We start from the raw sequence: 22547 nt of genomic DNA on the forward strand, positions 1-22547 counted from the left end.
CTATAGACGGGACATTTGCCAAAACCCCCGAGTTACCCGAGTCCCGGCCCCATCGCGAATGATCCGGCCCGCTCCGCGCCACCCCCTTGATCAATTCAGGCCGGCGTACGGCGGGCGTGCCGCCGCAGGCCACGGGCATCTTCGATCACCTGGAGACCGACCCGCCGCTTGATCGTATGCTTGATCGTAGCCATCGGGAAGATGATCTGTGTGGCGCATCCGCGTACATCATCGGAACCTATGGTGAATCGCGATCAGGCGCGGAAGTAGCGGCTCAAAGAGCCCGGACCGGCGATGGGGACAGATCTTTGCGCCGGCCCCCGGAACCCGGCCAGGAGAAAGATCCGAGCGGCCGATCAGTGCACGCTCGATCCGGCCGGATTCGCGCCGTTGGTTTCGCACGCGGGTTTCGCGCTGTTGGTTTCACCGGCCGAGCCATCCTGAACCACGCTGAACCACACTGACATGACTGCGGAAAGTAGTGTCATGACAACAAGTGGCGATGAGCGTGGAGAAGACGGCTTGCTCGGCATTCGCCTCCGTCCTGGCGATTCCGGATGCTCCCGGATCAATCTGGACGCCCGTGAATCGCAAGTCCCGGCGTCATCGGAACACCTACAGCGCCCGCCCTCGGGCAGCGCCCATCCCTCGGGGCGGCATGCCCGATCTGATGGGATATGCCCCCCGATCTGCCGCCTCCCGGCGTTATCCACAGCCCGTGAGCTGGGCTTATGGAGTTATCCACAGGTTGGGGGTTGGTCGGCTCGCGAGTGCCCCAAGGCGTGCGATGCTGGCGGCTCGCCGCGAAATGCGACCGCTCGAAGGCCGGTCGGCGCGCGGCCCATCGTCACGACGTCGATCAGGGAGGAGCACTGTGTCCACTCACCAGCGTGCGCACGAGGCCGGCGGCATTCGCGAGGTGCGCCGGCCCCGGCTGAAGGCGGCCCTGCGGAGGGTCGCCCGCGACCCGCGGACGTTGCAGTTCGGGCTGCATCCGCAGCGCGCGTCGGTGCTCCACGATCTGGAGCCTCCGGTGCTGCGGGTGATCGAGGGCCTGGACGGCACGCGCGAGCTGCGCCAGGTCGTCGCCGACGCCGCCAAGGAAGGGCTCGCCGAGGAGCAGGCCCGCACGCTCATCGGCATGCTGGCGCAGCGCGGCGTTCTCGACGACGCGGCGTTCCCGCCGCCGCTGACCTCGCTCAGCCTGGCCGAGCGCGACCGGCTGCAAGCCGATCTCGACGCGCTCTCCCTGCATCCCGAGACCACCGACGGCGGGGCCGCCGTGATGGAGCGGCGGCACGCGGCGCACGTCCGCGTATACGGCGCGGGCCGCGTCGGCGCCCAGATCGCGGTGCTCCTCGCCGCCTCCGGGGTGGGCAACCTGTGCGTGGGCGACACGGCCATCGCCCGCCCGCGCGACGTCGTCCCCGGCGGGCTCGGCTGGTCGGCGGTGGGCGCGCCACGCCACGACGGCGCGGTCGCCGGGGCCCGCGCCGTCGCCCCCGGCATCAACGCCTGGACCTCGGCGTTCGCCTCCCACCCCGCCGACCGGGCGCACCGCCCCGATCTGGCGATCCTGGCCCCCGTCGAGCCGCTCGACCAGATCCTGGTGGCCGATCTGGCGGAGGCCGGCATTCCGCACCTGCTGGTCAGCGCGTTCGAGGGCCTTGGCGTGATCGGCCCGCTCGTCCAGCCCGGGCTGACCGCGTGCCTGCGCTGCCTCGACCTCGCCCGCCGCGACCGTGACCCGGCCTGGCCGACGGTGAGCGCACGGCTCGGCGGATACCCCGCCGGAGAGGTCGCCTGCGACACGGTGACCGCCACGATCGTCGCCGCCACCGCGGCCGGTCAGGCGTTGTCATGGATCGACGAGAAGAAGAGCATTGTGACCAACGGCACACTCGATGTCTTGCAGATATGGGGCTGGCGACGGCGATCCTGGAGTGTCCACCCGCAATGTCGTTGTTCCCGAAACCAGTTGCATTAGCAAGAATGGTCGCATCGACGATCGGAGCCTGATCGGGCTCACGGCCGGCGCGCCCCCAGAGCGCGGCCGATGCCCGCCGGTGCGTCCGGATGCCCGTGCCGCCACGTCCGGCGGCCCGCCATCCGGGCGGGCCTCCTTCAGGCGAAACATCGTCAGGGCGAGTAGCGAAGGGAGGTAGTGGTGTCGGTGCCCGTGATCCATCGCCGTGACACCGCGCAGACAGGTGAGTGACCTTCCCCGCCGCGCCGTGACGCGGTCGGCCAAGCTGGCGACCCTCCCCCTCGGGTTCGCCGGGCGTACGGCCCTCGGCCTCGGCAAACGCATCGGCGGGAAGTCCGCGGAGATCGTCGCTCAGGAGATCCAGCAGCGCACCGCGGACCAGGTCTTCAAGGTCCTCGGCGAGCTCAAGGGCGGGGCGATGAAGCTGGGCCAGGCGTTGTCCATCTTCGAGGCGGCCCTCCCCCCGGAGATAGCCGGCCCGTACCGCGCCACGCTGACCAAGCTTCAGGACGCCGCTCCCCCGCTGCCCGCCCCGGTGGTCCACCGGGTGCTCACCGAACAACTCGGCGACGACTGGCGCGACAACTTCCTGTCGTTCGACGACCGGCCCACCGCCGCCGCGTCGATCGGCCAGGTACACCGGGCGGTGTGGCACGACGGCCGGGCGGTCGCCGTGAAGGTCCAGTATCCGGGCGCGGGCAAGGCGCTGCTCGCCGACTTCAACCAGCTCGCCAGAGTGGGCAAGCTGTTCGGCGTGCTGCTCCCCGGGCTCGACATCAAGCCGCTGCTCGGCGAGCTGCGCGACCGGATCGCCGAGGAGCTCGACTACTTCAACGAGGCCGACGCGCAGCACGCCTTCGCGGGCGAGTTCGCCGGCGACCCCGACTTCCACGTCCCCGACGTCATCGCGGTCAACGAGCAGGTGCTGGTCACCGAGTGGATGGACGGCACGCCGCTGTCCCGGGTCATCACCGAGGGCACCAAGGACGAACGCGACCGGGCCGGGCTGCTGCTGGTGCGGTTCCTGTTCTGCTCCCCGGCCAGGGTCGGCATGCTGCACGCCGACCCGCACCCCGGCAACTTCCGCATCACCCCCGACGGCCGGCTCGGCGTCCTCGACTTCGGCGCGGTCAACCGGCTGCCCGACGGCTACCCGCCGGTCTTCGGCACCCTGACCCGGATCTTCAACCAGGGCGACATGGAATCGGTGGTGGCCGGGCTGCGCGCGGAGGGCTTCATCCGCGAGCACATCACCATCGACCCCGACGCGCTGCGCGGGTTCCTCGCGCCCTATATCGAGCCCACCGCGGTGGAGGAGTTCACCTTCAGCCGCGAGTGGCTGCAACGGCAGGCCGCCATGGTGACCGACCTGCGCCCGAACAACGTGGTCAGACAGCTCAACCTGCCCCCGTCCTACGTCCTGATCCACCGGGTCCACGCGGCGGGCGTGGGCGTGCTCTGCCAGCTCGGCACCACGGCCAGGTTCCGCGACGAGGTGATCGCCTGGGTCCCCGGCTTCACCGACGACCCCGGCCCCACCGACCCCCACCCCGAACCGGTCGCCACCGGCTAAGGCCGCCCGGCCTCCGAGACACGATCACGTACATCCAGGCGTGAACGATTCTGTGGCGGCCACCGAAGACTCGAAACGCCCAGACCCCCTCGCCCCTGAGGGGGCGCGGGCGGCCACCGACGCCCCTATGAGGACCCTCGACGGCCGGCCGACGGGGAGAAGGACCGGCTCCCGAGTACAGGCTCCGAGGCCAACGTAGGCGGCTGCCAACGACCGCGTGAAGGTCCGCCTCATGGAGGCGGGACCAGGTGCGGACGCGAAATGACCGCCGACAACCGCATATGAGGGCGGGCAGGTGCCATACCGGCGACCATGTGAGCCCCAGGCGAGAAGGGACGCCGACCGCCGACCATCATCACAGAGCCCGAGTTCCGAGTACGGGGCCGAGCGGACGTACACGGCTGCCAGCACACCGCATGCGGGGCTGAGGCGGACGTGCACGACTGCCAACGACCGCGTGGTGGTCCGCCTCATGGAGGCGGCGTCCAGGCGCGGACGCGGAACGACCCCGACAACCGCATATGAGAGCGGGCATATGCGATACCGGCGACCATGTGAGCCCAGGCGAGAAGGGACGCCGACCGCCGACCATCAGCACAGAATCCGGGTTCCGAGTACGGGGCCGGGGCGGGCGTACGCGGCTGCCAAGCATCTTCGGAGAGCCCGGCACCTGGTGGTGGGCGTGTGGGGGTGTCGGCGACCGGGGGTGGGAGATCGGGGTCAGGTGGCGTGGGCGACGGCGCGGCCGGTTCGGTGGCCGGAGAAGAGGCAGCCGCCGAGGAAGCCGCCCTCCAGGGCTCGGTAGCCGTGCATGCCGCCGCCGCCGAAGCCCGCCGCCTCGCCCGCCGCGTACAGTCCCGGAAGTACCTCGCCGTCGGGGCGGAGCACCCGGCCGGACAGGTCGGTCTGGAGCCCGCCCAAGGTCTCCCTGGTGAGCACGGTGAGCCGGACCGCGATCAGCGGCCCCGCCCCCGGGTCGAGTATCCGGTGCGGCGCGGCGGTGAAGATCAGCCGGTTGCCCAGATAGCGCCGGGCGTCGCGGATGGCCGTGAGCTGGGCGTCCTTGGCGAACCGCTTGCCGATCTCCCGGTCCCTGAGTTCGATCTGCCGTTTGAGGTCGTCCAGGCGGATCAGCGGCTGCCCGACCAGGTCGTTCATCCCCTCGACCAGTTTCGGCAGCGTCGGAGCCACCACCGAGTCGGCCCCCAGGCTCAGGAACGCCCGCAGCGGCGGTGTCATCCGGGGCATCAGCCGCTTGACCATCGCCAGCGGGTCCCGGCCCGTGAGGTCAGGGTTCTGCGCGGCCCCCGCCAGCGCCAGCTCCCTCTCAGCGATCTTGCGAGTGAGCACGAACCAGGAGTGGTCGTGCCCGGATTCGGCGATGGCCCGCAGGGTGGTGAGGGTGTCGACGCCGGGGAAGTTCGGTGCGGGAAGCCGGTGACCACAGGCGTCCAGCCAGAGCGCGGACGGACCCGCGAGGATGCGGGTGCCGTGCCCGGCCCAGATCGGGTGCCCGTCCCGGATGCCTTCCGGCAGGTGCCACATCCGGTCGGAGTTGACCAGACGCGCCCCGGCGCGTTCGCTGATCGCGAGCATCCGCCCGTCCACGTGCCCCGGCACCCCGGCCAGCATGCGCCGGGGCGGCGGGCCGAGCCGCGGCGGCCAGTTCGCGCGTACCAGCGCCTGGTCCCCACCGACCCCGCCGGACGTGACGATCACCGCCTGCGCGCTGATCTCGAACGCCTCGCTGGACGCCTCGGCGCACGGTACGGACACCGCGGCGCGCTGGTACGGCACGGCCCCATCCGTGCCCGCGCAGTCCGGCGGGCGGATCGTGCCGCGGACGCCGGTGACCGCCCCCGCCGTGACGACCAGCTCGTCCACCCGGTGGCCGAGACGCAGTCGCACCGTGCCACGCTCGACGGCCGCGCGGACCCGCCGCTCCAGCGGAGCCAGCAGTCCGGGCCCGGTACCGCGGGTGATGTGCAGGCGGGGTACCGAGTTGCCCTGGCCGCCGGCGAGCTGGGCGCCGCGCTCGTGCCAGTACACCAGCGGAAACCAGCGCACCCCCTGCGCGCGCAGCCACGCCCGTAGTTCGCCCGACGCGAACTCCACGAAGGCCCGCGCCCACTGCGCCGCCCAGAAGTCCTGTCCTTCAGGATCTTGTACGCCGCGGTCGAAGCCGGCCGTGCCCAGCCAGTCCTGCCAGGCCAGTTCGGTGGAGTCGCGGATGCCCATCCGCCGCTGCTCTGGCGTGTCGATCATGAACAGCCCCCCGGACGACCAGAGCGCCTGCCCGCCCAGCCCGCCCTGCTGATCGACCAGCACCACCGTACGGCCGGCCTCGACCAACTCGGCCGTGGCGGCCAGCCCGGCGATCCCGGCCCCGACCACGACGACGTCCGCATCCGTCACACCGCGTCTCGCCCGTCTCCGATGCGCTGGGCGGGTACGGCGGATCGTGACGGGCGTGCTCATCGCCTGCTAAGTAGGAAGATCCACGACCAGATGCACGGCGGCGGCCCGCCGCTCGCCCCCTCAATCGCAGCGCGGCCATCGGGCCAGTGCCGCGCCGCCCGTTGCGGACGGGGCGCATCGACCGGCCAGGCTGGGAGGCTCATAAGGCTCCAGTATGCGCCTGTCGTAATTGCTTGACTACTATCCGTAGCGCCACGACTTCGTAGCCACACAGCTTGCCGCCCCAAAATGGCCTGACCTGGGCTGATTTGCGGATGGACTGTGAGGTGTGCGAGCCTGGAGCGATCTCCTCCCGGAAAGGGCCGGTCATGACGCTCGGCATGGTTCTCGGCGACGTCTCCTCGCGCGCTTCGGCGCGGGAGCGCTGACCCGTCCTTCCTGACATCCGCTTTATGGCCTGAGCGGCGGCGGCTTTCTCTGCTCCTCGTCGAAATGCGCTTCGTGCCTTCGTACGTTCGAGCGCGAGGAGTACGTCGTGTCCACGATTCGCTGGACCGAATCTCACACCACCGATTCGACCGAACTTTCCGCCCGCTGGCATTCGGAGAACGCCGCACCCCCGCCCCGGCGAATTGTGATCGCCGACGACCGAATACGAGCCGGCACCGCCTGCCGGCTGGCCCGCCAGGGCACCGGTCTGCTGTGGCGAGGAGATTTCCACAATGCCCGTCAATTGCTGCGCGCGATGGGCCGGCGCATTGACGCGAAGCCCTTGCCCACCGGCACCGATCCGGCGCAGGCGTTCCGGCTGCACCGCCGTACCCGCGCACGTCGTGCCCAGGTCATGGGCATGCTCCTGGTGGAGCTGGCGAGCGACCACTCCCTGGCCCTGCGCCGCGCGCCCGACGTCCGCCGGGCCTGCGCCGAGGCGTACGGCCCGCCGCGTGAATCAGTGGTGGTCTCCCTCAGCGAACTGCTCGGAGTGATCGGCGCGCATCAATGGCGACTGAAAGGCGTGCGGATTCCGGCGCTGGCCGGCGCTCACATTCATCCGCACTATGGAGTGTTCTCACCGGTGCGCGGGGAGTACGTCGATCTGGTCGCCCAAGCGCCGCTACCTCCGGCGACCGGCGCCTCCCGGGTCGCTTTCGACATCGGCACCGGAACGGGAGTACTCGCCGCCGTACTGGCCCGGCGGGGATTTCATCGCATCGTGGCCACCGACGACTCCCCGCGCGCCCTGGAATGCGCCCGCGACAATGTCCGGCGGCTGAATCTCGGCGGCCGTGTGGATATCGAAGGGCCGTGTTTGTTTCCCGAGGGCCGGGCCGGCCTCATCGTCTGCAATCCCCCCTGGCTCCCGGGCCGCCCGGCTTCCGCCATCGAACACGGCGTCTACGATCCCGGCTCCGCCATGTTGTCCGGCTTCCTGGACGGGCTGGCCGCCCATCTCACCCCCGGCGGGCAGGGCTGGCTCATCCTGTCCGACCTGGCCGAACACCTCGAACTCCGAACGCGCGGCGAACTGCTGACGGCCATCGCGGCGGCGGGCCTGCACGTGTCGGGCCGGATCGACACCCGACCACGCCATCCGCGAGCGAGCGACCCCGAAGACCCGTTCCACACCGCCAGGGCCGCCGAGGTCACGTCCCTGTGGCGCCTGGAGGCCCGGTCGTAGTGCTCACCCGGTGGCCCGGCCTCCCCGAGCCGGGTCACCGCCGAGGGCGCTCCGGCGTACCGGCCGGTCAGGGCCACGTACGGCGGGACCCGCCGTCACGCGAACCGGCACGGTCGCGCCGATCGCCGAGCGCCGATGACCTCGTCCCTCCGATATCGGACGAAGAGCGGCCGATCAGGCGATCGAGCACAGAACCCTCCTCCTCAGGGGCGAAGGGGACGCCCATCGCGCGGGCCCGCAGCCCCAGCGCGACGGCCTCACCCAGCAGGCCGATGCCGATGGACAGGCCCATCGGACGGACCTGCTCCGGTGTACCGGCCGCCGTGGCCAGCGCGCCGATGCCGAAGTTGACCACCACCGAACCGACCCAGACCAGCAGTGTCCAGACGGTATAGCGCTGCCAGAGATGGCCGTCACGGGCGAAAAGTCGCGGAGTGAGGCCACGTACCGCGCCCAGCAGCAGGCCCGCCACCGCGCCGGCCACCACCCACGCCAGGTCGGCCCCCTCCGGCCGAACGTCCTTGATCAGCCCGTACGCCCCAATGCCGACAAGCACGACAGGCGCGACGAACAGGTCGCGAGCCGTCAGCGGCTCCCCCCGGAACCGCCGTATCACCACGGCGACGACCAGGCCGATCACCACGACCGGGAGCAGTATCTCGCTCATTACACCTCCGTTTATGGCACGGCCATGCTATAAACGACCATAGCATGCCCGTGCTATAAAGACGGTGTGCCGAAAATCGTGGACCCGGACGAGCGGCGGCGAGCGGTCGCCGAGGCGGTGTTCCGCGTGGTCTGCCGCGACGGCCTGGAGCAGGCGTCACTGCGCAACGTCGCCGCCGAGGCCGGACTGGCCATCGGGTCGGTCCGTCACTACTTCGCCGGGCACACCGAGCTGATGGTGTTCGCGATGCGCGAGATGTCCGCCCGGCTGATGGCCCGGCTGACCGTCCACGCCGACCGCCTGCTGAACCCCTCCGCCCCGCTCCCCCCGGCCGAGCGACGCGAGACCGTCGTTCGCATGCTCGCCGAACTCCTGCCGCTCGACGACCAGCGCCGCACCGAGGTCATCGTCTGGCTGTCCTTCGTCGCCGCCGCCCGCACCCGCCCCGAACTCCGCGCCCACGCCGACGAGCTCTACGACGGCCTGCTCACCCTCACCACCCGCATCCTGCACGGCGCCGACCGAGACGGCCACCTCCGCGCAGACGCCGACATCCCCACCGAGTCCCGCCGCCTCTGCGCCCTGATCGACGGCCTCTCCCTGGAAGCCGCCTTCCACCCCACCCGCCTCGACCCCTCCACCACACTCACCGTCCTACGCACCCACCTGACCACCCTGACCCCCTTCATCCATTGATCCGCCCATGAGCTGCGGCGAAACACGCCGTCGCAATGTGCGGACGCTCGCACCGGCACAGCCAGAGCATCTGAATACGGATCAGAAGGTCACGGGTTCGACTCCTGTCGCCGCGCGCAGCGGACGGCCGGCCCTGGAAACGGCCCAGCGCACCGAATCCCGCCGGGCCATCCAACAACGCGCCGGAGTGGAGAACGCCCTCACCGGCGACCGAGACTTCTCAGCCCGCGAACTCCTGGCCGCCGATAACGCAGCACACCGCAGCCTGAGCCGACCCTCTGCCTGATCACATCAGGGACGCGGTAGAGATCAAGGCGGCGCGCGGTGCGCCGCCGTACCCTCGGCCCTCCGCCCGCCCGCCGTCCGGGCGTGCGGCCTGGAGCCGGTCCCGGACGGCGGCGGGAGACCGGGCCGACACCGTACGCCGGCCCGCCCGTACGGACCGAACGCACGGACCGAACGTACGGACCGAACGTACGGACCGAACGCTCCGACCGGGGTTGCCACGCCGCCGCACGGATGCAGCCCTATGATCGCCACTGCATGGCTGGTCACCGCACATGGTTGAGGGCGATCGAAGGCCCAGGGCTTCATTCCTCAGCCCTGGCCCACCGGGATGGCGGGCACCTCTCTGTACGTGCCTCACGTCTTCGGTGAGGTCGGCGCACTCGCATCGGTCCCGGAGCCTGCTGTCCTCCGTCCGGATGTCATCAAGGCGAGGAGCAATCGGCGGGCGTCGCGATCCAGGCTGATGATGGTCACCTTGACGCGGTCGCCGATCTGGACGACCTGCTCGGGAGTCTCGACAGGCATAGAGACGAGTTCGTCCAAGGGCACCAGCCCCTCGATGCCCTCCATGATCCTGACGAAGGCTCCGAACGGAACGAGCTTGGTCACGGTTCCGCAGAACTCGTGTCCTTCGCGAGCCGCGTCGGCGAACTCCTGGAACGGATCAGGTTGAAGTGCGCGAAGGGAGATCCTGGCTTCGCCCTGTGCGGTATCGCAGCAAAGAACGGAACAGGTGACCCGCTGCCCTATCTCGACGACCTCAGACACCTCATCGAAATACTGCCAGGAAAGTTCGGGGACCGTGATGAAACCTACTCCTGGATAGACGGAACCTTTTTCATCCTTGGAATGAGGCCTGCTGATCACAGGATGATCGCGGATGCGGCGTTCGCCTGGCGACGTAAAGAAGCCCCTGGTAGACGGGTTGATCACCACAATCACGTTCGCCGGACCAGGGGCCTTGGATGCTGTTCTATCGTGCCGCCGTCGATTTGTCCTCCCAGACCCTCAACTACGTGGCAGGCATCATCCGGCGGCACCGTAAGGCGATCCGCTCGCCCTGGCGGCGACTCACCCCCGGCAGACAAGCCCTGCTCGTCCTGGTCTACCTGCGCAAAGGCGAGACCTTCCACATGGCCGGCGCGGGGTTCGGCGTGTCGGCGACGACCGCGTGGCGACATGTGGAGGAGACGGTGATGCTGCTGTCGGCGCGTTCACCGAAACTCGACCGAGCCGTGAGCAGGGCCCGCCATGACAAGCTGCACTACCTGGTCCTGGACGGCACGCTGATCCGCATTGACCGGGTCAAGGCCGACCGGCCCTACTACTCCGGCAAGCACCGGGTGCACGGCATGAACGTGCAGGTGATCGCCTCACCGGATGGCACGATCGTGTGGACCTCCGGCGCGCTGCCGGGCAGCACGCACGACCTTTCCGCCGCGCGGATCTGGGGAATCCTGCGCGCGCTCGAACAGGCGGGCATCGTCGTCCTGGCGGACAAGGGTTACCAGGGAGCAGGCGGTGTGGTGGTCACACCGTACCGGGGCAAGGACAAACCGGTCTCGCAGAAGCAGGCCAACCGGGCCCACGCCCGTCTACGCGGCCCTGGAGAGCGGGCCAACGCCCAACTCAAGAGCTGGGCCATCCTGCGCAAACTGCGGTGCAGCCCCAGCAAGGCCGGTCATCTGTGCAAGGCCATCGCAGTACTCCAGAACTACGAGACCGCCCAAGGATGAAAAGGGTTCACGGGATGCGGCGGCCCATCTTCCAGCCTTACGAACACACCGAACCGCTGGATGTCTGCCACTTCGCCGCTGAGTACATCGCCGGGGCGAAGGCCTTTCAGGAATGCCCAGAGTTCGGGATTCTCGGTCGCGGCCAGGGACAGGCCAATGCCTTTCCGTTCGTCATCGACATCGATCACTTCGGCGGTGACGCGCCGGCCGACCTGTACAGCCTCATCCGACCGGTGGCCCCAGGAGACGTCCAAAGGCCCGATGTCCGCCGAGACCAGCCCCAGGCGCCCGTCGAGCTTCACCGCAGCGCCGCGAGGACGTCCCACATGTGTGACCGTCCCCGAGACGATGTCGCCGACCTGAACCGCCCTCAAGACCTCAACTATCTCTTGATCGTCCGTCGGTCTACCCACATTGCCAACTCTGTCATGACCTGGCCCGTCCCAGAAACGAGCATGATCGGTATACATCTCTGTAAGCAGGTGATCAACAAGCTTTCCGGGAGCCACCCGGGCAGGATCATGAACTGAGGCGAACAGGCTCGAACGGTCGGAGGTCCGGTGGCCAGCGCGGCGAATGGGCCTGAACGACATTGTAGGTCGTTCAGGGACCTGCGGATCAGAAGGCCGGGGGTTCGAGCCCTTTCGGCCGCGCAAGGCGAAGGCCCAGCTCATTATCCGGCGAGCTGGGCCTTTTCGTGTCCTGGCGCATAGGCTTGTCGAATTGGCCAGCGATCGACAGGTTCCTTCATCGTTGGGAAACGTTGACCTTGATGCCGTTCGGATTGACCGACTAGCGGCGCCAGCATCGGGCGAAGCCCGACCTAAGAAGGGCGTCCGAGCGGAGCGAGGGCGATTGGGCGCGCGGAGCGCGCTCCCCGCCGGAAGGGCGGGTAATGGCGGGAAAGCCTCAGGGGCGTGGCGGCCGAGGAAGTGGCGGTTCGGCGGGGGTTGCGGCCAGCGGGCAGACCGGGGCCAGGACATTGCGAGGTGTGGCGTGGCGGTGGATGGAAAGTGTGCCACACAAGAAGGACAAGAATCACAAAGAGACCATTGAGGCCCCCGGAAAAAAGCCCGAACAGCGGACACAAGACACGCCCAGGAGCAACGTCACGGCGGGTGGAAAGTATGCCGCGCAAGAAGGAGAAGAATCGTATAGAGGCGATCGAGGCCCTCGGGGAAGATGCCTGGGCGGTGAGTAGAGGGGCTTGCTGTAGGAGTGCTGCGGCATGGGCGAGGAATGTCGGTGTCGGATGTCCGATGAGAAGGAGTTCGGAGACGCGGCGGCCGGGTGAGGTGGGGCCTCACCCGGCCGGTGGTAGGTGGTGGTGATTATCGAGAGTGCCTGGGTCAGCCCAGGCGGAGCAGGGCGTGGCGGAGGCGGGCGGAGGCGCGTTCCGCGTCGCGGCGGGCGCGGCGGACGCGGATCACCTGGCGGATCATGCGTTGCTCCTCGGCCTCCTGGTGGAGGGACCGTATTCGGTCACGCACCAAATCTTCAGACATCGAGGGGATTTCGTTGCTCCGTCCGGTGAAGCCGCTCATTTCGGTGGTCCTTTCGTGGTGGTGATGAACTCGCGGGAAGGGTCAGGCTGCGACCGGGGTCTTGCGCGGGCGACCGCGGGGCCGCTTGCGCGGGACGATGGTGCCGCGCAGGATCAGCTCGCCGCCCCAGACGCCCCAGGGCTCGGCGCGTTCGAGCGCGCGGGCCAGGCAGGTCTTCTGGATGGGGCAGCCTCCGCAGAGCGCCTTGGCGAACTCGACGTCCTCCGGGGACTCGGCGAACCACAGGTCGGGGTCGGAACGACATGGGATGTCGGCTTCGTCGATCAGGTCCATGATCGGCTTGGCCCGCATCAGGGTCACCTCTCTGAAAGTCGTGTTGATCTTCTTGGGCTGTACCTCTTGAGGTGGACGGACTGCGGAAATAACTAAGGCCGCGGATCCTGTCTGCGGATCCGCGGCCCTGGAGGTCTTCAGCCGGTCAGGTCGTGACCGGATCTCTCCAGGGGTGCGAACCACGCAGGCCACCATTGGCGAACGGGTCGTCGTGCTTGGTCTGCTGCTGTTCACGGACGGTCATGAAGACCGGGGCGCCCTTGACGGTGGGCAGGTAGCCGCGCATGGCGGCGCCCTTGAATCCACTGCGGACGGGCATGGCCAAGTGGGCAGACTCCTGCCGTCGCGCTCTTGCCGGCCCATCAGCGAGCAGCCCGGTGATCGGGGCGCCGAGGAACACGACATTGCAGCGGCGCGCGGACGCGAGCCACACCGATGGCGTCTCGTTGATAATCACCGGGGACTCACCTCCGCTCTCAGATCTGCTTCACTATCGGGTGAAGTCGGCCGGACAGGAGCGTCCGACTCGCATGTCCATGACCTTAAACCCCAGCACCGCAACCCGGCAACACATTTTCTACCTGCAGTTTTACGTGTCGGTCAGGCGGATCATGCACTCCTGTACCACCGACACCACGAGATCACCGGACGCGGTGAACATCTGTCCGCGGGCCAGGCCGCGGGCCGAGCCGGACCAGGGCGACTCCTGCGCGTACAGCAGCCACTCGTCGGCGCGGAACGGACGGTGGAACCACATCGCGTGGTCGAGCGAGGCGCCCATGATGGGCGACACCCCCCAGGCGAGGCCGTGCGCGAGCAGGACCGTGTCGACCAGCGTGTAGTCGGAGGCGTAGGCGGCGAGCACGATGTGCAGCAGCGGGTCGTCGGGCAGGTCGGCGTCGTAGCGCAACCACACCTGGTTCTCGGAGGAGATCAGCGTGGGGTCGCGGTGCGCCTCCCAGGTGAGCGGGGTGACGTAGCGGGCGTCGACCGGGCGCGGCGCGGACAGCCCCTCGCGCAGCTCGTCGACGTCGCCGAACTGCGCGCGCAGGTGGTCGAGGACGGGCGGCAGGCCCTCCGGCCGGGCCACGGCCGGCATCGGCGCCGCCTGATGGGTGATGCCCTCCTCGTGGAGGTGGAAGGAGGCCGACAAGGTGAAGATCGGCCTGCCGTGCTGGATGGCCACCACCCGGCGGGTGGTGAAGGACCGGCCGTCGCGCTGGCGATCGACCTCGTAGACGATCGGCACCGAGGGGTCGCCCGGCCTGATGAAGTAGGCGTGCAGCGAGTGCACCTGCCGGTCGGACGGGACCGTACGGCCGGCCGCGACCAGCGCCTGGGCGGCGACCTGCCCGCCGAACACGCGCTGGATACGCTCCCGGGGGCTGCGTCCGCGGAAGATGTTGAGCTCGATCTGTTCCAGGTCGAGCAGGTCGAGCAGCTCCTTGAGGGCCTCGTTCACCGCGCCGCTTCCCTACCCATCTTGCTCGAAAAGCTCAACATGCTCGCCGTACTCGTCGTGTGAGTGCTGTTCGTCCGCCTCGCCGCCCGCCGCACGACACAACGTGAGGACCATCTCACCGTACCGGTCCAGCTTGACCCGCCCAATACCCGGGATCATCAACAGATCGGCCTCGGACGTGGGAACGCGCTCCGCGATGGCCTGCAACGTGACGTCCGTGAAGACCACGTAAGCGGGGACCTTGGCCTCCTTGGCCGTGGCGCTGCGCCATGTCTTCAGCTTCTCCAGCAGCGCCTCGTCATAGTCGGACGGGCAGGTGGTGCACCGGCCGAGCTTCTGTTCCGCCCCGGTGACCAGGGTCTTGGCGCAGATCCGGCAGCTCACTGGGGCCGCCGCGGCACGGCGGTCGCGGCCGGAGGAGGTGGTGCGGGGCGGGGCGACGGGGCGGCCGGTCAGGCCGTCCAGGAAGCGGGACGGGCGGCGGCTCTTGCGCCCGCCCGGCGTGCGGGCCAGCGCCCAGGAAAGGTGCAGGTGGGCGCGGGCACGGGTCACCCCGACGTAGAGCAGCCGGCGCTCCTCCTCGGTCTGGTCGGGCGTCTCGGCGTAGACGATCGGCATCATGCCGTCGGTGAGCCCGACCAGGAACACCGCGTCCCACTCCAGGCCCTTGGCCGAGTGCAGGGAGGCGAACGTCACCCCCTCGATCGGCGGGGCGTGCTGCTCGGCGGCCCGCCGCTCCAGCTCGGCCACGAACGCGGGCAGGTCGGCGCCCCGGGCCGCCATGTCCTCGGCCAGCTCGGCCAGGGCCTTCAGCGACTCCCAGCGCTCACGCGCCCGGCCGCCGTCGGGCGGCTGCGGGGTGAACCCCTTGCCGCCCAGGATGTGGTGGACGGTCGGCGCGAGCGGGTCGTCGGCCGCGGCCGAGCGCGCGGCCCCGCGCAGCAGCACGACGGCCTCGCGCACCTCGGGGCGCTCGAAGAAGCGCTCCGCGCCGCGCACCAGGTAGGGCACGCCCGCGGTGGTGAACGCCTGCTCGTACGCCTCGGACTGGGCGTTGATCCGGAACAGCACCGCGATCTCGCGCGCGGACACCCCGGAGTCGATCAGCTTGCGGACCGCCTTGGCCACGCCTTCGGCCTCGGCGGGCTCGTCGTCGAACTCGGCGAACACCGGCACCGGCCCCTCGGGGCGCTGGGCGATCAGCTCCAGCCGGTGCGGTGACCGGGCCTTCTCCAGCACCTTGTTGGCCAGCCCGACCACCTGCGGCGTCGAGCGGTAGTCGCGGACCAGCCTGATCACCGACGCGTCGGGGTGCTCGACCGTGAAGCCCGTGAGGTAGCGCGGGGTGGCGCCGGTGAAGGAGTAGATCGTCTGGTTGGGGTCGCCGACCACGCACAGGTCGTCGCGCCCGCCGAGCCAGGTGTCCAGCAGCAGCTTCTGGAGCGGGTTGACGTCTTGGTACTCGTCGACCACGAAGTAGCGGTACTGCTGCCGGATCTGGGCGGCGACCTCCTGGTGCTCGGTCATCACCGCCGCGGTCAGCTCCAGGATCGTCTCGAAGTCGACCAGGTGCCGCTCGCGGCGGATCTGCTCGTAAGCCTCATAGAGGCGCGCCACCTCTTCGGCGGGGATCGGCGGGGTGCGGCCGGCCTTCTTGGCCGCCGCCGCGTAGTCGTCGGCGGCGACCTGGGTGACCTTGGCCCACTCGATCTCCGAGGCGATGTCGCGCAGCTCCGCCCGGTCGGGATTGCGCCTGACCCGGCGGCACGCCTCGATCAGCACCGGCAGCTTGGACTCGATGATGGACGGCGGGTCGCCGCCGATCACCCTGGGCCAGAAGTAGGTGAGCTGGCGCAGCGCCGCGGCGTGGAAGGTGCGGGCCTGCACGCCCGGCGTGCCGAGCGCGCGCAGCCGCTGCCGCAGCTCCCCCGCCGCGCGGGTGGTGAACGTCACCGCCAGGACCGCCTGCGGCTCGACCACCCCGCTGTGCACCGCATAGGCGATGCGATGCGTGATCGCGCGGGTCTTGCCCGTGCCGGCCCCCGCCAGGACGCACACAGGACCCCGCGTGGCCTCGGCGACCGCACGCTGCTCGGGGTCGAGGCCATCCAGAACGTCATAGGGCTCCACGCGATCTCCTTACGCGCGTCGAACAGCTCTGCCGCAACCATCCTTTCAGCCGCCGGCCGCACCTTGCTCCGCTTCGGGCCCGCCTGTGGATAACTCGCAATGCAGGCAAGATGCGAAAACCAAGGGATCTACCCCAGAATGTTGGCGACCATGCCCAGGGAAGGATTGAGATCTGTGCGGACCGTGGTGACTGTGGGTGCGCTCGCTCTGGCCGCAGCAGTGTTCCCGACCGTCCTGGCGCCGGCCGCGGCGCAGGCGTCCCGTCCGGTGCCGCCGCCCCCGCCGGTGTCGGAGGAGCAGGCGGAGCCGACGGCCCCGCCCGCGTACACGCCGACGGTGTACCCCGAGGTCCCCGACGCGGTGACCAAGACCGTCGCGTACGGCAGGCACCACCGCCAGCGGATGGACGTCTCCTGGCTGCCCGGCCAGGGCCGCAGGCCCGGCGTGTTCGTACTCCACGGCGGCTGGTGGTCCTCCGGGGACAAAAGGTCCACGACCGCCATCGCGCGGGGCTTCGTGGCGCAGGGTTACACCGTCTTCAACGTCAACTACCGGCTGTCCGGCCAGGCCACCTGGCCCGCCCAGCGGGACGACCTCCTCGCCGCCATCGCCGCCGCCAAGCGGTACGCCGCCCGCTACTCCTTCGACCCGGGCAACTACGCCATCGTCGGCTTCTCGGCGGGCGGGCACATCGCCGCCGCGGTGGGCACCTACAAGAACGGCCAGGTGGGCCTGAAGGGCGTCGTCGGCATGTCCCCGGTCATCTCGCCGCTGACCGCGTTCGCGGACGGCGCGGGCGAGGCCGTCAGCCTCCACGGGCGCAAGCTGCGGCAGTCGGCGATCCAGTTGGCCGGGGGCTGTCAGCCGTACGGCCTGTGCGAGAAGATCTGGGCGAGCATGGAGGTGCCGTGGCAGGCGAGCCGCGGCGACGCGCCGATGCTGGCGATCCACTCGCGCGGGGAGTTCGTGCCGCCGCTGCACAGCCAGTTGCTTCAGGAGCAGTTGCGGCAGGTCGGCGTGCCGATGACGGTCCGCGTGATCCCCGGCGCCCGGCACTCCTCGGCTCTGTACGGCGACGCGGCGGTCTCCAAGCAGGTGTACGCCTGGATCGCCGGAGTGCTCAGGCCGTCCGCGAGATGACATGATCCGGGAAGATGAAGGACCCTCCGCTTGTTGCCAATGGACGGCCGATCTTCCACCCCCCGAGGCTCCACTAAACGAAGGGAATCTCCGGAAATGGCGCTCACGGTCTACACGACGAGCTGGTGCGGTCCCTGCCGACGGCTCAAGGGCCAGCTCACGCGTGAGGGGATCAGTTACCAAGAGATCGACATCGAGCGCGACCCGAAGGGCGCGGAGCTCGTGATGAGTGTCAACAACGGCAATATGACCGTTCCGACCGTGCTCTTCGAGGACGGTACGACGATGACCAACCCCTCGGTCATCGATGTCAAGGCCCGGATGGCCGCCATCACGGCCTGACGGGCACCGACTTCAAGGTCATCACCAGTCGCCGGTGAGCCGTTCGCCGTACCAGGTCTCGATGAGGCGGCGCGCGATCGAGACCTCGGGCGGCAGCCGTATCTCACCGGTACGCAGCGCGGCGGCGAGCTGGGCGCGGCTGTACCACCGCGCCTCGGCGATCTCCTGAGGGTCGAGGGTGATCTCGGTCGCGGCGGCCCGCGCGAAGAACCCGAGCATCAGGCTGCGCGGGAACGGCCACGGCTGGCTGCCCAGGTACCGAGGCCCGCTGACCGGCACGCCCACCTCCTCCGCGACCTCGCGGATCACGGCGTGCTCCAGCGACTCCCCCGGCTCCACGAACCCGGCCAGCACCGAGAACCGCCCCTCGGGCCACTGCGGCCCCCTGGCGAGCAGGCAGCGGTCGTCCTCGTCGTGGACCAGCATGATCACCGCCGGGTCCACGCGCGGGAAGTGCTGACTGTCGTCGGCCGGGCAGACGCGTACGTGACCGCCCGCCCTGACCTGCGTACGGCCGCCGCAGCGCGGGCAGAACTCGTGGGTCGCGTGCCACGCCTCCAGCGCCACCGCGTAGACCATCAGGCCCGCGTCGCGGTCGCCGAGCAGCATGCCCACCTGGCGCAGGCCCGCGGGTACGGCCAGGCCGTCCTCCAGGTCGCCGGCACCGAGCGGCGGCAACGTGCGGATCTGCCGGGCATCGGCGTGATCGACACCGCGGGACGTCACCCCGGGCAGCGGCGCGGCCACCGCGAAGTAGGCGATCTGCCGCGAATCGACGCCGAGCAGGTAACGCGCGCCCGGCGGGCTCTCGTGCGGGGAGAAGTAGACGATCTCCGTGTCGTCCCCGGTACGGCGGACGAGCGTGCGTCCCTCTTCGATGATCAGTACGCGGGTGGTGGTGTCACCCCAGGCCCGGTCCAGCCATTCGGCGTCGTTGCGCTGCAACGCCGATCTGTCGATGGCGCTGCGCGCGAGCAGTAACGGTCCCAAAAGCTGTTCTTCGGCCACATGCCCCACGTATTCCACCCCTTTTACGGTGGACATCCTACTTCGCGGAAAAAGATCCCTTGTATCGCGGAGTGGGGGACGCCCCGCCGGGGGGCGCATCCGGCGGGGCGTCTCTTCCGGGGTGGACCGGGGTGGGGTGTGGCAGGTCAGCGGGAGGTTCGTGCCCGGTCGGCGAAGACGACCAGGTTGTCGCGATAGCTGCGGCGGCCGGGGTCGAACGCGCCGGCGCAGGTGATGAGGCGGAGCTGCGGGTCCTTCGTGGCGCCGTAGACCACCTGGCCGGGGATGCGCGTCTTGGGGTACTGAGCCAGGCGGCGGACGGTGAAGGTGACGGACGTACCGTCCGCCCGTTCGATGTGGACAGGGTCGCCCTGCTTCAGGTGCCGCAGGCGGTAGAAGACCGCCGGCCCGGTACGCGAGTCGACGTGACCGGCGACCACGGCCACGCCGGGCTCCCCCGGTTCCGGCCCGGCGACGTTCCACCCGGCCACGTCGAACCGCGCGGGCGCGGCCAGACGCCCGCGCCGGTCCATCCGCAGGCCGACCATCCGTGTGGAGACCCCGACGGACGGCAGATGGAGCACGACGGGCTTCGCGGCGTCACGCTTCGGCGCGGGCGAACGCGAGGGTGAAGGCGAGGGTGAAGGAGAGGGGGACGGCAACGGGACCGGTACGGCTCGCGGGGCCCCCGCCGGGGAGGACGAGGTCGCGGTCCGCCCGTCAGCGGGCACGAGGCAGGTGCCCGCCGCCAGGGCCATGGCCAGGGCGGCGGCGCCCATCCCGTGGAAATCGGATCGGCGTACGCCGTGCCGGTGCTCCACGGTCAGCTCTCCGCGTCGACGCGGCGGCGCAGCCACAGGCCGAAGGCGGCCAGCCCGCCGAGCCCGGCCAGGCCCGCGACGCTCGCGAGCAGGCCGCCGGGCAGGCCCGTGTCCGTGCCGGGGGACTCCGCCGCCACCGGCCTGGCGTCCCGGGCGACGGTCGTACCGGCGGCCTTGGCGTCCTCCTCACCCCGCGGAGAGTCGTCGTCCCGGGACGTACCGCCTTTACCGGTGTCCACGCCACCACGCGGGACCCGGCGGTCGTCGTCATCGTCCTGGGACCCGCCGCCGCGCAGCGCACGGCGGTCGTCGTCATCGTCGTCGTCGCGGGACCTGCCGCCGCGCGACGCACCACGATCGTCGTCGTCATCGTCGTCGGCCGAGGCCGTCAGGAGGGCGAGGGCGGGCGTGGCGGGGGCCGCCATGGCCGGGGCGGCCAGGGCGGCGCCGGAGGCGGCCAGGGTGAGGACAACGGCGGCGGTGAGGGCCGTACGGCGAAGGTCAAGGGTCATGGGAGGCTCCCTGTCGTGTGCGTGCGCGGTATCTCCGCGGCGACACCCACCCTCACCCCCGCCCGTGAGCCCCCGATGAGGGTCGGATGAGAGGTCTCCCATCACGTCGCCCCAGGTCATCCCAAGATCAGTCCCAGGTCAGCCCCAGATCAGCCCCTGGTCAGCCCCTGGTCAGCCCCGCAATCGGTACCCTGTCCCGCGAACCGTCTGGATCCGGTCGGCCCCGATCTTGCGCCGCAGGTAGCGTACGTACACGTCCACCACGTTGGACCCCGGGTCGAAGTCGAACCCCCACACATGGCTCAGCAACTGCTCGCGCGTGAGCACCTGGTCGGGATGCCGGAAGAACACCTCCGCCAGCGCGAACTCCCGCGTGGACAGCTCCACCGGCCGGTCGCCGACGTTGACCCGGCGGGCCCGCAGGTCGAGGGAGAGGTCGCCCACCCGGAGCACGGTCACCTCCGGCACACGGTCGCCGCGCAACCGCAGCCGGACCCGCGCCAGCAGTTCCTCGAACGCGAACGGCTTGGCAATGTAGTCGTCCGCCCCGCCCGAAAGGCCCGCCACGGTGTCGGCCACGCTGTCCCTGGCGGTGAGGATGATGACCGGGATCGCGGCCCGGGTCTCGCGGAGCCGCCGCAGCACGGTGAAGCCGTCCCGCAGCGGCAGGCCGATGTCCAGGATGAGCAGGTCGAACGCCCCACCGACCGCGTACTCGTAGGCCGCCACGCCGTCCTCCACCACGGTCGTGGCGAAGCCGTTGCCGCGCAGCCCCTTCTCCAGGAAGGAGGCGATGCGGCGTTCGTCCTCCGCGATCAGGATGCGGTTCATCGGGACTCCAGCATGATCTCGATCGTGTCGCCGACGTCGTCCGGCGGTTCTCTGCGCGCGTTGTGGAAGGGGATGGTGATGACGAACAGCGCGCCGCCGCCGTCCGCGCTCTCCACGTGCACCCGGCCGCCGTGCGCCTCGGCGATGGACCTGACGATGGCCAGGCCCAGCCCGGCCCCCTCGTGCGTACGGCTGCCGCCGCGCACGAACCGCGCGAAGATCCGCTCGCGGTCCTGGGCGCGTACGCCGGGGCCGCTGTCGCGGACCCACAGCACCACCTCGGCCCCCCGTACGGCCGAGCCCGCCGCCACCAGGTCGCCCGGCCCCGTGTGCCGCACCGCGTTGGCGATGAGCTGCATCATCGCCTGGGTGAGCCGCTGCCCGTCGGCCCTGATGGAGGCGTCGGCGACCTCCTCGACCCGCCAGTTGCGCGGGCCGAGCGGGCGGGCCTTGGCCAGCACGGTGACGGTGAGGTCGGCCAGTTCGACGTCGTCGAGGGCGAGGAAGCCGGGCTGTTCGGCCTTGGCGAGGGTGAGCAGGTCGTCCACGATGCGGTTCATCCGGGTCAGCTCGTCGGTGACCAGCGCGATCGTCTCGGCGCGGTCCTGCGGGTCATCGCCCATCAGCTCCAGATGGCCGCGGATGACGGTGATGGGTGTGCGCAGTTCGTGACCGGCGTCGTCCACGAAGTCGCGCTGTACGGCGAACGCGCGCTCCAGCCGGTCCAGCATGCGGTTGAAGGTGGCGGCGAGCGCGGCGACGTCGTCGTTGCCGGGCACGTGCAGCCGGCGGGTGAGGTCGCTGGAGTCGTTGATCCGCTCGGCGGCCTGCCGTACCAGGCGTACCGGGGCCAGCACCCGCCCGGCCACCCACCAGCCCGCCGCGCCGGCCAGCAGCAGCGCCACCCCGGCGGTGACGGCCACCGCGCGAACCGACTCGTCGACCTCCCGTGAGTGGTGCTCGTAGAAGACCACGATCACGAAGTGCCCGACGTCGGCCCCGCTGCGGACCGGGATCACGGCGTGGCGCACGGTGCCCGCGGCGGTCTCCAGCCAGGCCGCGTACGGCTCGGTCGCCCGCGCGAGCCTGGCGACCAGCGCGTCGTCGGCGCTGAGGTCCAGTTCGGGGGTCACGTACGTCCTGCGGCCCTTCTTGCCGTTGACGATCGTGAAGAACGTCTCGTGCCGGTCGGGCGCGTTGACCACGAGGTGGCCGGTCAGCAGCCGCTCGACGTCGCGTTCGGCGCGGCCCGCCTCCTTGATGTAGTTGCCGAGCTTTTCCGCCTCGTTGCCGAGTTCGGCGTTGACCCGCTCCTCCATGCGGGCGTGCAGGAGGGTCCAGGTCGCGAAGACCGACACCGCCAGAGCGAGGGTGACGACGAGCAGCATCCAGCCCACGATCCGGGCCCGGGCGCTCATCG

The 22547-nt window shown here is 70.1% G+C and carries 20 protein-coding genes and 1 tRNA gene; 8 read left to right on the plus strand and 13 right to left on the minus strand.

The genetic code is table 11. From position 1 onward, the window contains the following. Window positions 1–874: 874 nt before the first annotated feature. Both ACH34R_RS41280 and ACH34R_RS41285 read left to right on the plus strand, forming a co-directional pair. The gene (locus ACH34R_RS41280; protein WP_397567069.1) at window positions 875–1987 is read left to right on the plus strand and encodes a ThiF family adenylyltransferase; all 1113 of its coding nucleotides are present in this window, start codon (window positions 875–877) and stop codon (window positions 1985–1987) included. 223 nt (window positions 1988–2210) lie between these two features. Next, on the plus strand, window positions 2211–3560 hold the full coding sequence (locus tag ACH34R_RS41285) for an ABC1 kinase family protein (protein ID WP_397567070.1): 1350 nt from the start codon (window positions 2211–2213) through the stop codon (window positions 3558–3560). A gap of 720 nt (window positions 3561–4280) precedes the next feature. Here the strand turns inward: ACH34R_RS41285 and ACH34R_RS41290 are convergent. After that, entirely contained in the window at window positions 4281–6038 is a 1758-nt protein-coding gene (locus ACH34R_RS41290; protein ID WP_397567071.1) for an FAD-binding dehydrogenase, read from the minus strand. 475 nt (window positions 6039–6513) lie between these two features. On the opposite strand from ACH34R_RS41290, the gene ACH34R_RS41295 reads away from it, so the two are divergent. Beyond that, complete coding sequence (locus ACH34R_RS41295; RefSeq protein ID WP_397567072.1) at window positions 6514–7656, plus strand: methyltransferase; 1143 nt, start codon at window positions 6514–6516, stop codon at window positions 7654–7656. A gap of 67 nt (window positions 7657–7723) precedes the next feature. On the opposite strand, the gene ACH34R_RS41300 is transcribed toward ACH34R_RS41295, so the two are convergent. Then, window positions 7724–8323, minus strand: a complete 600-nt coding sequence (locus ACH34R_RS41300) for a hypothetical protein (RefSeq protein ID WP_397567073.1) — start codon at window positions 8321–8323, stop codon at window positions 7724–7726. Between the two features lie 66 nt (window positions 8324–8389). Between ACH34R_RS41300 and ACH34R_RS41305 the strand changes: the two genes are divergently transcribed. After that, the gene (locus tag ACH34R_RS41305) at window positions 8390–9019 is read left to right on the plus strand and encodes a TetR/AcrR family transcriptional regulator (protein WP_397567074.1); all 630 of its coding nucleotides are present in this window, start codon (window positions 8390–8392) and stop codon (window positions 9017–9019) included. Window positions 9020–9056: 37 nt separating this feature from the next. Then, window positions 9057–9136: transfer RNA gene (locus ACH34R_RS41310), tRNA-Arg, on the plus strand. Window positions 9137–9661: 525 nt separating this feature from the next. On the opposite strand, the gene ACH34R_RS41315 is transcribed toward ACH34R_RS41310, so the two are convergent. Then, complete coding sequence (locus ACH34R_RS41315) at window positions 9662–10240, minus strand: S1 RNA-binding domain-containing protein (RefSeq protein ID WP_397567075.1); 579 nt, start codon at window positions 10238–10240, stop codon at window positions 9662–9664. A 32-nt stretch (window positions 10241–10272) separates the two neighbouring features. Here ACH34R_RS41315 and ACH34R_RS41320 point away from each other — a divergent pair, with 32 nt between their 5' ends. Next, on the plus strand, window positions 10273–11043 hold the full coding sequence (locus ACH34R_RS41320; protein WP_397567076.1) for a transposase family protein: 771 nt from the start codon (window positions 10273–10275) through the stop codon (window positions 11041–11043). Here ACH34R_RS41320 and ACH34R_RS41325 read toward each other — a convergent pair. From ACH34R_RS41325 to ACH34R_RS41345, 5 genes are all read right to left on the minus strand, one after another. Beyond that, on the minus strand, window positions 11022–11417 hold the full coding sequence (locus ACH34R_RS41325; RefSeq protein WP_397567077.1) for a S1 RNA-binding domain-containing protein: 396 nt from the start codon (window positions 11415–11417) through the stop codon (window positions 11022–11024). The two genes, ACH34R_RS41320 and ACH34R_RS41325, sit on opposite strands and share 22 nt — an antisense overlap. A gap of 1212 nt (window positions 11418–12629) precedes the next feature. Beyond that, window positions 12630–12899: a WhiB family transcriptional regulator gene (locus ACH34R_RS41330; protein WP_111171209.1), complete on the minus strand. Its 270-nt coding sequence runs from the start codon at window positions 12897–12899 to the stop codon at window positions 12630–12632. Window positions 12900–13026: 127 nt separating this feature from the next. Continuing rightward, the gene (locus tag ACH34R_RS41335) at window positions 13027–13338 is read right to left on the minus strand and encodes a hypothetical protein (RefSeq protein WP_397567078.1); all 312 of its coding nucleotides are present in this window, start codon (window positions 13336–13338) and stop codon (window positions 13027–13029) included. Between the two features lie 132 nt (window positions 13339–13470). After that, window positions 13471–14343 carry an acyl-CoA thioesterase gene (locus tag ACH34R_RS41340; protein WP_397567079.1) on the minus strand — a complete coding sequence of 291 codons (873 nt, stop codon included), beginning with the start codon at window positions 14341–14343 and terminating at the stop codon, window positions 13471–13473. A gap of 12 nt (window positions 14344–14355) precedes the next feature. Next, on the minus strand, window positions 14356–16473 hold the full coding sequence (locus ACH34R_RS41345) for an ATP-dependent DNA helicase UvrD2 (RefSeq protein ID WP_397567080.1): 2118 nt from the start codon (window positions 16471–16473) through the stop codon (window positions 14356–14358). Window positions 16474–16665: 192 nt separating this feature from the next. Here ACH34R_RS41345 and ACH34R_RS41350 point away from each other — a divergent pair, with 192 nt between their 5' ends. Both ACH34R_RS41350 and ACH34R_RS41355 read left to right on the plus strand, forming a co-directional pair. Beyond that, window positions 16666–17613 carry an alpha/beta hydrolase gene (locus ACH34R_RS41350; RefSeq protein WP_397567081.1) on the plus strand — a complete coding sequence of 316 codons (948 nt, stop codon included), beginning with the start codon at window positions 16666–16668 and terminating at the stop codon, window positions 17611–17613. A gap of 96 nt (window positions 17614–17709) precedes the next feature. Beyond that, a complete protein-coding gene (locus ACH34R_RS41355) occupies window positions 17710–17955 on the plus strand; it encodes a mycoredoxin (RefSeq protein ID WP_111171207.1) in 246 nt (81 codons plus the stop codon). A gap of 21 nt (window positions 17956–17976) precedes the next feature. Here the strand turns inward: ACH34R_RS41355 and nudC are convergent, their stop codons facing one another. From nudC to ACH34R_RS41380, 5 genes are all read right to left on the minus strand, one after another. Beyond that, window positions 17977–18972 carry an NAD(+) diphosphatase gene (gene nudC, locus ACH34R_RS41360; protein WP_397567099.1) on the minus strand — a complete coding sequence of 332 codons (996 nt, stop codon included), beginning with the start codon at window positions 18970–18972 and terminating at the stop codon, window positions 17977–17979. Between the two features lie 137 nt (window positions 18973–19109). After that, window positions 19110–19784 carry a class F sortase gene (locus ACH34R_RS41365; RefSeq protein WP_397567082.1) on the minus strand — a complete coding sequence of 225 codons (675 nt, stop codon included), beginning with the start codon at window positions 19782–19784 and terminating at the stop codon, window positions 19110–19112. Window positions 19785–19786: 2 nt separating this feature from the next. Next, a complete protein-coding gene (locus ACH34R_RS41370) occupies window positions 19787–20296 on the minus strand; it encodes a hypothetical protein (protein WP_397567083.1) in 510 nt (169 codons plus the stop codon). A gap of 171 nt (window positions 20297–20467) precedes the next feature. After that, window positions 20468–21127, minus strand: coding sequence for a response regulator transcription factor (locus tag ACH34R_RS41375; protein ID WP_397567084.1), 660 nt, complete (start codon window positions 21125–21127; stop codon window positions 20468–20470). Next, window positions 21124–22545 (minus strand): ATP-binding protein, encoded by a 1422-nt coding sequence (locus tag ACH34R_RS41380; RefSeq protein WP_397567085.1) that lies wholly within the window; start codon window positions 22543–22545, stop codon window positions 21124–21126. Before ACH34R_RS41380 ends, ACH34R_RS41375 begins: the two co-directional genes overlap by 4 nt. Window positions 22546–22547: the final 2 nt, after the last annotated feature.

It is taken from the genome of Spongiactinospora sp. 9N601 (assembly GCF_044326295.1).
GTDB classification, from domain to species: domain Bacteria; phylum Actinomycetota; class Actinomycetes; order Streptosporangiales; family Streptosporangiaceae; genus Spongiactinospora; species Spongiactinospora gelatinilytica.

Excerpts from the sequence above, each read along its gene's own strand:
- ACH34R_RS41290 (WP_397567071.1), bottom strand. The coding sequence starts at position 6,038 with ATGAGCACGCCCGTCACGATCCGCCGTACCCGCCCAGCGCATCGGAGA.
- ACH34R_RS41380 (WP_397567085.1), bottom strand. The coding sequence starts at position 22,545 with ATGAGCGCCCGGGCCCGGATCGTGGGCTGGATGCTGCTCGTCGTCACC.
- ACH34R_RS41355 (WP_111171207.1), top strand. The coding sequence starts at position 17,710 with ATGGCGCTCACGGTCTACACGACGAGCTGGTGCGGTCCCTGCCGACGG.
- ACH34R_RS41330 (WP_111171209.1), bottom strand. The coding sequence starts at position 12,899 with ATGCGGGCCAAGCCGATCATGGACCTGATCGACGAAGCCGACATCCCA.
- ACH34R_RS41320 (WP_397567076.1), top strand. The coding sequence starts at position 10,273 with ATGCTGTTCTATCGTGCCGCCGTCGATTTGTCCTCCCAGACCCTCAAC.
- ACH34R_RS41300 (WP_397567073.1), bottom strand. The coding sequence starts at position 8,323 with ATGAGCGAGATACTGCTCCCGGTCGTGGTGATCGGCCTGGTCGTCGCC.
- ACH34R_RS41370 (WP_397567083.1), bottom strand. The coding sequence starts at position 20,296 with ATGACCCTTGACCTTCGCCGTACGGCCCTCACCGCCGCCGTTGTCCTC.
- ACH34R_RS41375 (WP_397567084.1), bottom strand. The coding sequence starts at position 21,127 with ATGAACCGCATCCTGATCGCGGAGGACGAACGCCGCATCGCCTCCTTC.